Raw genomic sequence first — 12,845 nt, 5'->3', positions numbered from 1 at the left:
CGCCAGGCTACCGCTTGGCCGCCGCCGCGGCGATCCCCTCGGTGAGCACCGTCAAGAGCCTCGGCGAATCCATCTCCGGGAGGCGCACCTCGATCAGCACCGCCTTCTCGGTCGTCTCGTGAGCGAGTGCCAGCGCCTCCACCAGCTCGTCCTGGCTGCCGACGGATGCCGTGACCACGCGATCCGCCGCCCCGAACGCGGCCGGGATGAGCGTCCAGTCCCACGGCGTGATGTCCTGGTAGACCGCGGTGGGGCTCTGGATCTTGCGCTCCACGGTGTAGCCGTCGTTGTTGAGCAGGAAGATCACCGGGGTGAAGCCGCGATGCAGGATGGTGGCGAGCTCCTGCACGGTGAGCTGCGCCGCACCGTCCCCCACGAAGAGCACCGAGCGGCGGCGCGGCTGGGCGAGGCAGGCTCCGAGGGTTGCCGGGATCGTGTAGCCGATCGACGACCAGACGGCCTGGCCGAGGAGGTCGGACTCGTCGGGGAGCACCAGGTCGAGCGCCCCGTAGAAGGAGGTGCCGGCATCCGCGACCACCGTGGTGCCGGGCCGGAGCCAGCCCTGGATGGCGGCCCAGAAGAACTCCTGGTCGAGCGGTTCGCCCACCACCGGAGCCGCGGCGACCGCGAGTGACGGGTGCCCGACTGGCTGCACGTCGGCCCGCGGGGTGTCGCCGAGCACGGAGTGCAGGGCCCGCAACGAGTCCTCGAGGCGCACGCCGTAGAAGGTGGTGTCGGCGATCCGGGCGGTGGTCAGACCGAGCTCGATCGCGGCATCCTCGTCGAAGCGCTGGGTGAAGAATCCGGTGAGGAAGTCGCTCATCACGGTGCCGGCGAGCACCAGCAGCGGGGCGTCGTCGACGGCCGCGCGCGCTTCGTCGACACGCGTGAACGCTCCCATGTAGGTGCCGAGGCTGGCCGGGTGCGACTCGTCGAGCACGGCCTTCGACATGTTCTGGGAGGCGATGTAGACGCCGTCGTGGTCGGCGATCTGCCGCACGATCGCCTCGAGACTGCACCGGTGCACCTGCGAACCGACGAGCATGGTCACCTGCTCGTGGCGGGCGACGGTCTCCGCGAGCATGGCGGTGAACCGCTCGAGCTCGTTGCGATCGCTCGAGGCGGCCACCAGCGGTGTGCGCAGGTTCGCCGCGTGCACGGGCAGCGTGGCGACGTCGCTCGGGATGCCGAGGTACACGGGCTTGGATTCGCGGAGCGCGGTCATCAGAGCGGCGTCGATGTCGCGCGTGGCGGTCTGCGCCCTGACGACCGTGGCGCTGGCGGTGACCTCGCGGTAGGCGCGGAGGAAGTGGTCGTAGTCGCCGTCGATCAGGGTGTGGTGCAGGTGGGCGCCGGCCGCGCGGGCGCCGGTGGTGGGCATCCCCGTGATCTGCACCACAGGGACGTCTTCGGAGTAGCTGCCCGCCACCCCGTTGATGGCCGAGAGCTCGCCCACGCCGAAGGTGGTGACGAGGGCGCCGATGCCCCGGCGCACGCGGGCGTAGCCGTCGGCCGCGTAGGCGGCGTTCAGTTCGTTGGTGGACCCGACCCAGTGGAATCCTTCGACCGTCGCCATCTGATCGAGAAGGCTGAGGTTGAAGTCTCCCGGCAGGCCGAAGACGTGGTGGGCGCCGAGCTGCACGAGGCGGGTGGCGAGGTACTGACCGACGGTGACGGTCAGGGGGGCGGGTGTTCCGGATTGTGTCTGGTCACTCATGGCAAACAGCTTCTCATCCCGAGAGGCCGAGGCGCTCGGCGACCACTCCCATCGCGTCGGCGAACTCGATTTCGGCGCCCACGGCGGGGCCGCCCGAGAGGTTGACGCCGGCCACCCCCTCGACGGCGAGGAACTCCTCGCAGAGCCGGGTGATCGCATCCAGTGCCGCGTCGTACGGATGCGCGGCGTGCAGGATGCCGTCGAGGAACCCCTCGGGGAGCACGAGCGTCGTGAACGACTTCAGCAGCGACGCGCTCCCGGCGTCGATCACCATGGGCACGCACGGGAGGAAGGCGGGCGCGATGCCGAGCTCGTGGCTCTCGGCGATGAACCGCCGCACGGGTTCGACGCCGCCGGAGTGGTTCACGAAGCACACGTCGGCGCCCGCGAGCACCTTCTCGTGCAACCGCGCGGCGCGGCGGTCGGTCGGCGGGGTGAGCGGCGCTTCGGCCACCGAGACGAGGTGGCCGGCCTGGCGGGCGAGCGCGGTGAGCTGCGTCGAGTCGAGGTCGAAGACGGGCAGGGCGTCCTGCCGGTTGCCGGTGGCGGTGTGGTCGCCGGTCACGCAGTGCACTCCGGCCACACCCACGTCGGCGAGTCCGGCGAGTTCGCCCTCGAGGGCGACGCGGTTGCGGTCGCGGCAGTTGAGGCCGGTCCAGACGGCGAGTCCCTCGTTCCGCACCAGCTGGGCGCGGTAGCTCGGTGAGAACTGCACGCGCGACCGGCCGGAGTCGCCGGCGAGCGTGGCGTCCACGCGTCCGGCGAGGGCCTGCGCGCACTCGGTGAGCGAGGCGCGGTCGACGGATCGGCCCGGGAAGTCGGCCACGACGATCGGCCGCGTGGCCATCAGCTCCCGCATCGCCGCCGCCCCGGATTGCGGCGCCACCGGGAACTCGTGGGCGTCAGCGAGATGGTGCACGTCGGTGCCCGCCGGCGCGAGGCCGGCCGGTGACTGCGGGTTCGGCGCGATCCCGTGCCAGCGCACCGTCGGCGCGTCGAGGAACACGCAGCGGAACTCGGCCACCTCGCAGGTGCCGTCGAACTCCACGCCGCCGCACGGCCCGTACTCCATGTGCTTGGGACAGGCGAGGCGCTGCTCGGCGGTGACGACCATCCGCTCATGCTAACCGCGTCCCGGGGCGCTTAGGGTTGAATCACCCTCTCGTCATCACCCCCAGGAGTACGGATGCCCCAGCCCTACGACCTCGCGATCCGCGCCTCGTCCGTGTTCACCGAAGGACGCTGGCGTCCCGCCACCATCGCCGTGCGCGACGGTGTGGTGGCCGCGATCGCCGACGTCGACGAGGAGGTGCCCGCGCACGCGGTCGTCACCCTGCCCGAGGGCCAGGTGCTCATCCCGGGCATCGTCGACTCGCACGTGCACGTCAACGAGCCGGGGCGCACCGAGTGGGAGGGCTTCACCACGGCCACGCGCGCGGCCGCCGCGGGCGGAGTGACCACGATCGTCGACATGCCGCTCAACAGCATCCCGCCCACCACGACGGTGGAGGCGCTGGAGCTCAAGCGCGCCGCGGCAGCGCCTCAGGCGAGTGTCGACGTGGGTTTCTGGGGCGGCGCCATCCCGTCGAGCCTCGGTGCCCTCGAACCGCTGTGGGCGGCCGGCGTCTTCGGATTCAAGGCCTTCCTCTCGCCCTCGGGGGTCGACGAGTTCCCGCACCTGTCGACCGCTCAGCTGCGCTCGGCGCTCTCGGAGATCGCCGGCTTCGGCGGGCTGCTCATCGTGCACGCCGAAGATCCCGAGGTACTCGACCGCTCCGGCAACCACGGGGGCGCCGATTACAGCGCATTCGTCGCGTCGCGCCCCGAGCTGGCCGAGGAGGATGCCATCGCGCACGTCATCGAGGGGGTGCGGGCCACCGGGGCGCGCGCCCACATCCTGCACCTCTCGAGCGCGCGGGCGCTGGGCGCGCTGCGCGCGGCCAAGGCGGAAGGGTTGCCGATCACGGTCGAGACCTGCCCGCACTACCTGAGCTTCTCGGCCGAGCACATCCCCGACGGAGCCACGCAGTTCAAGTGCTGCCCGCCCATCCGCGACGAGGCGAACCGCGACCTGCTCTGGGAGGCGCTGCTCGACGGCACGATCGACCTCATCGCCTCCGACCACTCCCCGTCCACGGCCGAGCTGAAGTTCGCCGGCGACGGTGACTTCCAGGAGGCCTGGGGCGGCATCTCGGGGCTGCAGCTGAGCTTCCCCGCGGTCTGGACGGCGGCGCGGGAGCGCGGCATCCCTCTCGAGCGAGTGCTCGGATGGATGGCGGTGAACACGTCCGCCCTGCTCGGTCTCGAGGAGGTGAAGGGCGCCATCGCAGTGGGCGCCGACGCCGACCTGGTGGCGTTCTCGCCCGACGAGTCGTTCGCGGTGCACGCCGAGTCGCTCGAGCACAAGAACGCCGTCTCGGCCTACGACGGGCGCACTTTGCACGGGCTCGTCGAGACCACCTGGCTGGCGGGCGAGGTGGTGCACCAGCGAGGTGAGGCCGTCGGCGAACGGATGCCGCGGGGGCGCCTGATCGAGCGCCGTTCCACCCTCTGAGCCGCCACGTAAATTGAACGTTAATTCCTGCGGCCGGGGTGCGCATCCGTCTCGGGGCCGCAGCGGCGCACGCCAGACTGGGAGCGCACGGCCTTGCGACGTCCGGCCGCGCAGGGAGTAGGAACCATGTCGATCATCCTCGGCCCGCACCAGTACGGAAAGGCGGAGAACCGCATCGTGCGGATCTACCGCGATTCCGCGCGTCACGAGATCCGCGACGTCAACGTCTCCACGGCGCTGCGCGGCGACTTCGATGCGGCGCACCTGCGCGGTGACCAGAGCAGCGTGCTCCCCACCGACACGCAGAAGCAGACCGCCTATTCCTACGCGAAGGAGAAAGGGCTCCTCGCCATCGAGAGCTACGGGCTCGAGCTGGCCCGCCACTTCGTCGACGACGTGGAGCCGGTCTCGGGGGCACGGATCGAGATCGAGGAGTACGCCTGGGAGCGCGTGCTCGTCGAGAGCTCGGAGCACGACTTCACCTTCGTGCGCAAGGGTCAGGAGATCCGCACGGCCGCCATCACGGTGGAGGGTGTCGGCGACGATCAGCGGGAATGGGTGATCGGCGGGTTCAAAGACCTGGTCATCCTGAAGACCACGGGATCGGAGTTCCACGGATTCCTCGAAGACGCCTACACACTGCTGCAGCCCACGACCGACCGGATCATGGCCACGTCGCTGGTGGCGCAGTGGCGCTTCACGGCGACGGACGTCGACTGGGAGGCCACCTACGCGGGCATCAAGCAGATCATGGTGTCGACCTTCGCCACCGTGCATTCGCTGGCCCTGCAGCAGACGCTCTACGAGATGGGCAAGGCGGTGCTGGAGGCGTATCCGTTCATCGCAGAGATCCGCATGTCGGCGCCGAACAAGCACCACTTCCTCTACGACCTGTCGCCGTTCGGCCTCACGAACGACAACGAGGTCTTCAACGCCGACGACCGCCCCTACGGCCTCATCCAGGCGTCCGTGCTCCGCGACGACGCCCCGGATGCCGGCCCCGCCTGGACAATCGCGGGCGGCTTCGCCTAGATCGCCGAGGAGTATTGCGCCGCGAGTGACTCGCCCGATTCGCGGCGCCGCGTGTTCGCCCCGGCGGCCGGGTGCGCTGTCAGGCTGCCGTTCGGCGCGGCGGGTCGAGAGTGGTGCGACGCCTGGTGGTGGGGATCGGGGTCTGCTCGGGGTCACGCCAGCGCGGGGGCACGATGTGCGGCGCGCCATCGAGCATGACCAGAGTCCAGCCTGACGTGTGCAGGTGGCTGTGGTGGAAGTGACACAGCAGCGCGGCGTTGTCGATGTCGGTGCGGCCCGCTGGATTTTCCTCTGACCCCCACGCCCGCACGTGGTGGCTTTCGCACCAGGATGGTGGCCGTTCGCAGCCCGGCCACACGCATCCGCCGTCTCGGGCGGCCAGGGCGCGGTTCTGGGCCGGCGTGAACAGGCGGCGGGACTTCCCTTGGTGGAGGACTTCGCCTCGGTCGCCGAACACCGTGGTGGCGAACGGAGCGTGACAGCGGAGTTGCTGGATCGCGGACGCGGGGACGGGTTCGTCGATGCCGTCGATCCAGGCCACACCCCGCCCGGCTTCGAGATCGTTCAGGGTGACGTGCACGTTCACCGTGGTCGTCGCCCCGGCCAGGTGGGGCATGTCGGGCGCCCCCGCCGCGCGAGCGATGAGCTCGGTGACGGCGTCGACGTTCCTCTGCGGTTGCGTGCGCGTGTCGGCGGTGACGGTCTGGGCGACGAACTCGTCCTCGCTCACGAACCGGGGGCCGATACGGGGGCTCTGCAGCGCCTGGATGCTCTCGACCCAGATTCCGGACTGCTCGGGAGTGAGTGCGAACCGACCCCGCAGCATCCCGTCGGATGATCGGGTGAACGTGAGCGCGCGCTGCCGCTGATGCTCCTCGTCACGGGGCTCGGCACCATCGGGGTCGAGGAGCTCACGGAGACGCACCGCGAGCTTGCCGGTCTCATCCGGAGTCAGGCCGGACTTCACGGTCTCATCGACGAGAGTGTGCTCGGCACCGCTCACGACATCCGCCGGGAGACCCCGCTCGGTCAGCGCGGCGCACCGCATTGTGATGACTGCCGCCGTCTCGACGGCCAGAGTGCCATCGGTCAACGCCTCCACCACACGCGGAAACGGCGACGGCCCGGTCGCACCACCCAGCAGCATCGCCCCTCGCAGGCGACCACCGAGCGCGAGGCGGCTTCCACTCTCCCGAGCCGAGACGCCCGTCACCGCGGAGAGCAACTTCGTGGGGCTCGTGAAGTTCTGCGAGCGGCTCAACCCTTCATCGCCCAGCTCGCGACGCGAACGCGACCCCAGCTCGCCGGCGAACCGGACGCGTGCCGCATCGATGAGACGCCCCACGGCCTCGAGAGCCGCGAGGTCGGCCAACAGATCCGCGTCGGACCGGCCAGCCGGATCTGCCCCCACCACGGCACGCAGATCGGCACCGATCCGGTCGAGTCGAGGGGCGATTTGCATGTCTTGATTCTACCAAGAAAGCATGATGAATACTCAGTTAAATCGCGGAGTCGCGAAGGTTTGGCCGCCTCCGCCTCAGCTGCCGCGGTACGTCGAGTACGCGAACGGGCTCAGCAGCAGGGGCACGTGGTAGTGGGCGGCCGCGTCGGAGAGTTCGAAGATGATCTGCACCTCCGGGTAGAAGGCGCGCACCTCCTGCTCGGCGAAGTAGGTGGCCGTGTCGAAGGTCACGCGGTAGCGGCCGACCGGGAGTGCGACCGGTCCGAGCCGGCTGGCGCGGCCGTCGGCGTCCGTCTCGGCCGAACCGATCATGACCCAGTTGCCGAGGTCGTCGTGCTCCAGGATCACGGGCACGCCCGCGGCCGGCCGGCCGATGGTGGAATCGAGCACGTGGGTGGTGACATGGCTGCGTTCGGTATCGCTCGCGGTAGTCATGGTGCTCCTGTCGGGGTGGGCGGTGGATGACTCGGAAGGGCTGTGGGCGGTGGGCGGATGGAGCGGCGGTGAGTGCCTCTCAGACCGGGTACAGCGAGCGCAGTCGCAGCATCGTGATGTCGTGGAGTTCGGAGGCGACGGTGGCCGCCTCGGTGGCGTCGTCGAGCTCGAGCCGGCGGGTGAGTTCGGCGAGGATCTCGCCGCGGGAGCGCCCTGCTGCCCGGATCAGGAACACCCGGTCGAACCGCGCCTCGTAGGCCGCGTTGCCCGCGGTGATCGCGTCGGCCAGCTCGACATCGGACGCCTCGGCGGCGGCCTGCTCGCCGCGGCTGAACCGCTGCGACTGCCCGTCGCCCTGCGCGCGCTCGCCGATCCGCGGATGGTGCGCGAGAGCCGCGTCGACCTCGGCGGCCGTGAGGGATGCGGCCACCCGGTCGGCCGCCGCCAGCAGCTCCGCCGACGTCGCGTAGGGGGCACCTGCGGCGACCTCCGCGACGAAGCGATCCACGCCGAGACAGGAGTGCAGCGCCTCCCGCAGCTCGGGGGAATCGATGACGGCAGCAGAGGGGTCGGCCATGTCATCCAGCTTACGATGAGGGCATGAGCGCGCCCGCCGATCCTGCGAGCCCGCCGGCGCTGACCGGCGCTGTGGGCATCCTCCTCGCCGCCGGTGCGGGGCACAGGATGGGGCGCCCCAAAGCGCTCGTCGTGGGCGACGACGGCGAGCCGTGGCTGGTGCGCGGCATACGCGCGCTGCAGGACTCCGGATGCGCCCACGTCGTCGTCGTCCTCGGCGCCGAAGCGGCCCGCGCCCGCGCTCTGCTCGCGACCGCGGCGACTCGGGCCTCCCAGTCCGCAGGCGGAGGAGCCGTCGCGCACTCCGGCGGAGTCGCCGACTCGAGTCACCGCGTCGGCCCACCGGACGGCTCGGATGCCGCGGGTGCGCTCGGTGGGGTCCGGATCGTCGAAGCGCCCGATTGGCCCGAGGGCATCGGCGCCTCGCTGCGCGCCGGCCTCGCGGAGGCCGACCCCCTCAGCCGGACTGACGGCGCCGACCACGCCGGCCACGCCGACCGCCACAGCCGGACTGACGGCGCCGACCACGCCAGCCACGCCGACCGCCACAGCCGGACTGACGGCACCGACCACGCCGACCACGCCGACCACCCCTCCCACGTCGAGACGCCGCCCCCAGCTGGCCCCGCGTCCGGCCACGACCCCCGTTTCGCGATCGTCACCCTCGTCGACCTCCCCGAGCTGCGTCCCGACGCGATCCGCCGCGTCGCCTCCGGAGCCACGGAGACCACTTTGCGGCAGGCGACCTACTCGGGGCGGCCCGGACATCCGGTGGTCATCGGCGCGGCTCACTTCACCGCGCTCCGGGCGAGTCTGCACGGCGACGTCGGCGCACGGCCCTACCTGCGTGCCCACGGCGTCGAGGCCGTCGACTGCACCGATCTCGGCGGTGGGGACGACGTCGACACCCCTCCCCTCCGAGCGGGCTGACCCTCCCCCGCGTCTTCCCCGGGAATCGGGAAGGCCGACCGCCCGACAGGCGTTGACTAGCGACATGACAGCAACGGGACTCACCACCATCGGATTCATCGGCGCCGGACACATCGGAAGCCAGCTCGCTCGCCTCGCGGTGGCCCACGGCTACTCGGTCGTGCTCAGCAACTCGCGCGGGCCGGAGACCCTCAGCGACCTCGTCGAGGAGCTCGGTCCGCAGGCGACCGCCGCGACGTCGCAGCAGGCCGCCACCGCGGGTGATCTCGTGGTCGTGACGGTGCCCTTCAAGAACTACCTCGACGTACCGGCCGCGCCGCTCGACGGCAAGATCGTGCTCGACACCAACAACTATTACTGGGAGCGCGACGGCCGCATCACCCCGCTCGAGGAGAAGACCACGACGGTGTCCGAGCTCCTCCAGGCGCACCTACCCGGGGCGAAGGTCGTCAAGGCCGTCAACAACATCATGGCCGCCGACCTCACCGTCGACGGTTCCCCCGCCGGAACCCCCGGCCGTCGCGCCCTGCCGATCGCCGGCGACGACGCTGCGGCCAAGGCCACGGTCGCGACCCTCCTCGACGAGTTCGGCTTCGACACCGTCGACGTCGGCCCGCTCTCCGAGGGCTGGCGCTACCAGCGCGACACCCCCGCCTACGTCACCCGCATGACCGCTGCGGAGGCACGAGAGAAACTCGCAGAGGCCACGCGCTAGCCGTCCTGCTACTCGAGCTCGCCCAAGTCGTCCAGAAGCCCGTTGATCGCCGCGATGCGCGTGCGGCTCTCGCGGGTGCGGGCGGCGAGGGCGTTGCTCGCGAGCACGTTCACGAGGCTCATCGCGCTCGCATAGCTGTCGAGGGCGGAGACGCTGTCGATCGGGCACTCGAGCCACACCGTCGCGAACTCCGCATACCGTCGGGCCGATGCGTCGCCGATCAGGATGACCGGCACTCCCCGCGCCGCCACACCCGCGACGAGCGCGCCGAAGCCGGCCGGGCGCCGCCGGAACCCGAACAGCACGACGGCGTCGCGCGCATCCCGTTCCGCGAACTCCTCGGCCAGGGTCTGCCCGGGCTGCGGCGCGAGATGCACCCCGGCGCGCGACTGTGCGAGCTGCTCGCGCAGGTGCAAGGCCAGCGCGTAGCTGTTGCGCAGACCCACGACCGTCACCGTCCGACTGCGCACGAGCAGCGACGTGGTCTGCTCGAGCCGCTCCGGCCCGAGAGCGTCGAGGCAGCGGCGCAGGTTCTCGACCTCGCGCACCAGATGCGCCGACAGATCAGCGGATGCGCCGGGCGCGATCCCGCCCACCGGTACGCCCGACGACCGCAGTGACCGCGCGTGCTCCCGCACCTCCTGCGCGTTCTCGAAGCCGAGCCGCCGGAACAGTCGTGACACCGTGGCCTTCGAGACCCCGCTGCGCTGCGCGAGTTCGGTGCCGGAGTAGACCGCGAGATCGCTGAGGTGATCGAGGATGAAGTCGGCCGCCCGCTGCTCCTGCGGCGAGAGCTCGCCATAGGAGCGGTCGATCCGCTGCCCGATGTTCATGATCTCGGCGGTCACGAGGTCAGACCCCGTCCGGAGAAACGGCGGAGTCGGCAGCCGCGGCATCCGTCTCGTCCGCGAGGGCCAGCACCGCGCGCTCGAACGCGTCGATCGTCGCCGCCACGTCGGCCTCGGTCACGTGCTCGGCCGGATTGTGGCTGACACCACCCTCGCAGCGCACGAAGAGCATCCCGATCTCCGCGATCTCCGCCACCGCCATCGCATCGTGCCCGGCCTTCGAGAACAGCGACATCGGCCGCCGGTCTCCGGTGGAGCGGATGCCCTCCGCGATGACACCGCGCAACCGTGCGCTACAGACGGCGGCGGGTGCGGAATGCGTCTCGACGCTCTCCCAGCGCAGGCGCCGCTGGCGGCAGATGTCGGAGAGCATGTCCTGGATGACGGTCCAGATGCGGTCGCGTTCGCTGTCGTACTCGCCACGCAGGTCGAGACTGAACTCGACCTTACCGGGGATCACGTTGACCGCATCCGGGAACACCTCGAGATGCCCGACGGTCGCGATGAGCTGCGCGGACCGGGCGATGCGCTCGATGGCGATGATCGCATCCGCCGCCCCCGCGAGGGCGTCGCGACGGCGTTCATACGGGGTGCCGGAGTGGCCGGCCTTGCCGATCACGGTCACGAGGAATCGGCGGGCGCCGGCGATGGACGAGACGATGCCGAGCGCCCGGTTTTCGTCTTCGAGGTAGGGGCCCTGTTCGATGTGGGCCTCGAGGTAGCCGACGAGCTCCTCGGGCCGGCGGGCTGCTTCGCCGATGCGGGCGGGATCGAGGCCCCAGGCTGTGAAGGCGTCGCGGAGGGTGACGCCGTCTTCGCCGCGGAGCTCCCACCAGGCGTCGTCCCAGGTGCCGGCGAGGGCGCGGCTGCCGAGCAGGGCACGACCGAAGCGGGTGCCCTCCTCGTCGGCGAAGGCCACGACTTCGAGGGCGAAGGGCAGAGGGCGGCCGGAGGCGCGGATGCGCTGGACCACCGCGATGGCGGTCAGCACCCCGAGGATCCCGTCGTACCGACCCGCCGAGGGCACCGTGTCGAGGTGGCTTCCGAGCAGCAACGCCGGGAGTCCCGGAACCGCACCCTCGAGGCGGCCGCACTGGTTGCCCGCGGCATCCTGCCACGTGGTCATGCCCGCTTCAGCCATCCACTCCGCGGCCAGCGCGTTGACCTCGGCGTGCTCTTTCGAGAGGTAGACGCGCTCGATCAGGCCGTCGGGCAGCGAGGAGTGGGCGGCGAGGATGTCGCAGCGCGCCAGGATCGTGTCGGCCGAAGTGGCCTCGCGCACGTCGATCGTCACTTCGCGTCCTCGTACACCTCGTAGGCGGCGCCGACCCCGCCGCCGCCGACCACCGGGGCGCCGTGGCGTCGGAGCACCTGCTCGAGCGAGGCGAGGGTGGTGAGCACGGCATCCGTGCGCGCGTTGTAGCCCATCGTGCCGATGCGCCAGACCTTGCCGTGCAGGGGGCCGAACGAGGTGCCGATCTCGATGCCGAAGTCGTTCAGGAGCTCGCCGCGCACGGCGTCGCCGTTCACCCCGTCCGGGATCACCACCGCCACCACGTTGTTCATCTTCACCGCGAGGTCGCCGAAGACCGAGAGCCCGAGGCCCTGTACGCCGGCGAGCATCGCCGCGCCGTGCAGCCGGTGACGGTCGACCGCCGCGTCGATGCCCTCCTCCACGAGCAGGCGCGCGCACTCGCGGGCGCCGTAGAGCATGGTGGTGGCCTCGGTGTGGTGGTTGAGGCGCTTCTCGCCCCAGTAGTCGAAGATCATCGCGAGATCGAAGTAGTTCGAGCGGATGCGCGTGGGCGCGATCTCGGCGTCACTCCCGGCGATCCCGGCCTCGATGCTCTTCCGGGCATTGATGACCTCGACCGCTTTCGCCGAGAAGGTGGCGGGCGCCGACCCCGAAGGGCCACCGAGGCACTTCTGCAGGCCCGCGGTCACGGCGTCGAGACCAAGAGCATCCGCCGCGAACGCGTTGCCGCCGAGGGATGCCGTGACGTCGGTGTAGAACAAGACACCGTGCTTCTCGCAGAGCTCACCGAGGCCCTCGAGCGGCTGAGCGACGGTCGTGCTGGTGTCGCCGTGCACCACGGCGAGGAGCTTCGGTCGCGTCTCGATGATCGCCGCCTCGATCTCGGCGGCGGTGAACACCGTTCCCCATTCCCGCTCGATCACGTGCACCTCGGCGCCCGCACGCTCCGCGATCTCGCGCAGAAGGTGCCCGAAACGGCCGAAAATGGGGACCAGCACGCGGTCGCCGGGCGCGACGAGCGACACGATCGCCGCCTCGATGCCCGCGCGGCTCGTGCCGTCGACGAGCAGCGTCTGCTCGTTGGCGGTGCGGAACACCTCACGGTAGAGCGCCATGGTCTCGTTCATGTAGGCGGTCATCGCCGGGTCGTACTGGCCGACCAACTGCGCCGACATGGCTCGCAGAACGCGCGGGTCGGCGTTGATCGGACCGGGACCCATGAGCAGACGCGGCGGCGGATTGATCGGCTGGCTGGAAATGGCTGCTCCTCGGACGACTCGGCGAAATACCTGTTTCTCACCCACAAGTCTACGAAACGAAC

General features: G+C 70.7%; 12 protein-coding genes. 4 read left to right on the top strand and 8 right to left on the bottom strand.

Translation table 11 applies throughout. The annotated features are described in order from the left end of the window. Positions 1–7: 7 nt before the first annotated feature. Positions 8–1,717 (bottom strand): alpha-keto acid decarboxylase family protein, encoded by a 1,710-nt coding sequence (locus ACFJGU_RS16315; protein WP_382304731.1) that lies wholly within the window; start codon positions 1,715–1,717, stop codon positions 8–10. Between the two features lie 13 nt (positions 1,718–1,730). Continuing rightward, positions 1,731–2,831, bottom strand: a complete 1,101-nt coding sequence (locus tag ACFJGU_RS16310; protein WP_382304730.1) for a methylenetetrahydrofolate reductase C-terminal domain-containing protein — start codon at positions 2,829–2,831, stop codon at positions 1,731–1,733. A gap of 72 nt (positions 2,832–2,903) precedes the next feature. On the opposite strand from ACFJGU_RS16310, the gene allB reads away from it, so the two are divergent. Next, positions 2,904–4,271, top strand: coding sequence for an allantoinase AllB (gene allB, locus ACFJGU_RS16305; RefSeq protein ID WP_382304729.1), 1,368 nt, complete (start codon positions 2,904–2,906; stop codon positions 4,269–4,271). Positions 4,272–4,397: 126 nt separating this feature from the next. Further along, on the top strand, positions 4,398–5,303 hold the full coding sequence (gene pucL, locus ACFJGU_RS16300) for a factor-independent urate hydroxylase (RefSeq protein ID WP_382304727.1): 906 nt from the start codon (positions 4,398–4,400) through the stop codon (positions 5,301–5,303). A gap of 79 nt (positions 5,304–5,382) precedes the next feature. Here pucL and ACFJGU_RS16295 read toward each other — a convergent pair whose 3' ends face one another. The 3 genes from ACFJGU_RS16295 to uraD all read right to left on the bottom strand — a co-directional run bounded on the left by ACFJGU_RS16295 (position 5,383) and on the right by uraD (position 7,777). Then, entirely contained in the window at positions 5,383–6,765 is a 1,383-nt protein-coding gene (locus ACFJGU_RS16295) for a DUF222 domain-containing protein (RefSeq protein WP_382304725.1), read from the bottom strand. A gap of 75 nt (positions 6,766–6,840) precedes the next feature. Then, positions 6,841–7,200, bottom strand: coding sequence for a hydroxyisourate hydrolase (gene uraH, locus ACFJGU_RS16290; RefSeq protein WP_382304723.1), 360 nt, complete (start codon positions 7,198–7,200; stop codon positions 6,841–6,843). Between the two features lie 79 nt (positions 7,201–7,279). Continuing rightward, complete coding sequence (gene uraD / locus ACFJGU_RS16285) at positions 7,280–7,777, bottom strand: 2-oxo-4-hydroxy-4-carboxy-5-ureidoimidazoline decarboxylase (protein ID WP_382304721.1); 498 nt, start codon at positions 7,775–7,777, stop codon at positions 7,280–7,282. Positions 7,778–7,800: 23 nt separating this feature from the next. On the opposite strand from uraD, the gene ACFJGU_RS16280 reads away from it, so the two are divergent. Together ACFJGU_RS16280 and ACFJGU_RS16275 are read left to right on the top strand one after the other, a co-directional pair. Then, complete coding sequence (locus tag ACFJGU_RS16280) at positions 7,801–8,706, top strand: NTP transferase domain-containing protein (protein ID WP_382304719.1); 906 nt, start codon at positions 7,801–7,803, stop codon at positions 8,704–8,706. 64 nt (positions 8,707–8,770) lie between these two features. Then, complete coding sequence (locus tag ACFJGU_RS16275) at positions 8,771–9,421, top strand: NADPH-dependent F420 reductase (RefSeq protein WP_382304717.1); 651 nt, start codon at positions 8,771–8,773, stop codon at positions 9,419–9,421. An 8-nt stretch (positions 9,422–9,429) separates the two neighbouring features. Here ACFJGU_RS16275 and ACFJGU_RS16270 read toward each other — a convergent pair whose 3' ends face one another. The 3 genes from ACFJGU_RS16270 to ACFJGU_RS16260 are packed head-to-tail and all read right to left on the bottom strand — an operon-like array spanning position 9,430 to position 12,744. Beyond that, the gene (locus ACFJGU_RS16270; protein ID WP_382304716.1) at positions 9,430–10,269 is read right to left on the bottom strand and encodes a MurR/RpiR family transcriptional regulator; all 840 of its coding nucleotides are present in this window, start codon (positions 10,267–10,269) and stop codon (positions 9,430–9,432) included. Between the two features lie 4 nt (positions 10,270–10,273). Next, the gene (locus tag ACFJGU_RS16265) at positions 10,274–11,563 is read right to left on the bottom strand and encodes an allantoate amidohydrolase (protein WP_382304714.1); all 1,290 of its coding nucleotides are present in this window, start codon (positions 11,561–11,563) and stop codon (positions 10,274–10,276) included. Beyond that, a complete protein-coding gene (locus ACFJGU_RS16260) occupies positions 11,560–12,744 on the bottom strand; it encodes a pyridoxal-phosphate-dependent aminotransferase family protein (RefSeq protein ID WP_382304712.1) in 1,185 nt (394 codons plus the stop codon). The genes ACFJGU_RS16265 and ACFJGU_RS16260 overlap by 4 nt, the downstream gene beginning before the upstream one ends. Positions 12,745–12,845: the final 101 nt, after the last annotated feature.

It is taken from the genome of Herbiconiux sp. UC225_62, assembly GCF_042694625.1.
Taxonomy (GTDB): domain Bacteria; phylum Actinomycetota; class Actinomycetes; order Actinomycetales; family Microbacteriaceae; genus Herbiconiux.
This window is presented reverse-complemented; position numbering and strand designations above follow the sequence as displayed.

What these genes read in the sequence shown, in the direction of transcription:
- ACFJGU_RS16315 (WP_382304731.1), bottom strand. Translation starts at nt 1,717, where the DNA reads ATGAGTGACCAGACACAATCCGGAACACCCGCCCCCCTGACCGTCACC.
- ACFJGU_RS16310 (WP_382304730.1), bottom strand. Translation starts at nt 2,831, where the DNA reads ATGGTCGTCACCGCCGAGCAGCGCCTCGCCTGTCCCAAGCACATGGAG.
- allB (WP_382304729.1), top strand. Translation starts at nt 2,904, where the DNA reads ATGCCCCAGCCCTACGACCTCGCGATCCGCGCCTCGTCCGTGTTCACC.
- pucL (WP_382304727.1), top strand. Translation starts at nt 4,398, where the DNA reads ATGTCGATCATCCTCGGCCCGCACCAGTACGGAAAGGCGGAGAACCGC.
- ACFJGU_RS16295 (WP_382304725.1), bottom strand. Translation starts at nt 6,765, where the DNA reads ATGCAAATCGCCCCTCGACTCGACCGGATCGGTGCCGATCTGCGTGCC.
- uraH (WP_382304723.1), bottom strand. Translation starts at nt 7,200, where the DNA reads ATGACTACCGCGAGCGATACCGAACGCAGCCATGTCACCACCCACGTG.
- uraD (WP_382304721.1), bottom strand. Translation starts at nt 7,777, where the DNA reads ATGGCCGACCCCTCTGCTGCCGTCATCGATTCCCCCGAGCTGCGGGAG.
- ACFJGU_RS16280 (WP_382304719.1), top strand. Translation starts at nt 7,801, where the DNA reads ATGAGCGCGCCCGCCGATCCTGCGAGCCCGCCGGCGCTGACCGGCGCT.
- ACFJGU_RS16275 (WP_382304717.1), top strand. Translation starts at nt 8,771, where the DNA reads ATGACAGCAACGGGACTCACCACCATCGGATTCATCGGCGCCGGACAC.
- ACFJGU_RS16260 (WP_382304712.1), bottom strand. Translation starts at nt 12,744, where the DNA reads ATGGGTCCCGGTCCGATCAACGCCGACCCGCGCGTTCTGCGAGCCATG.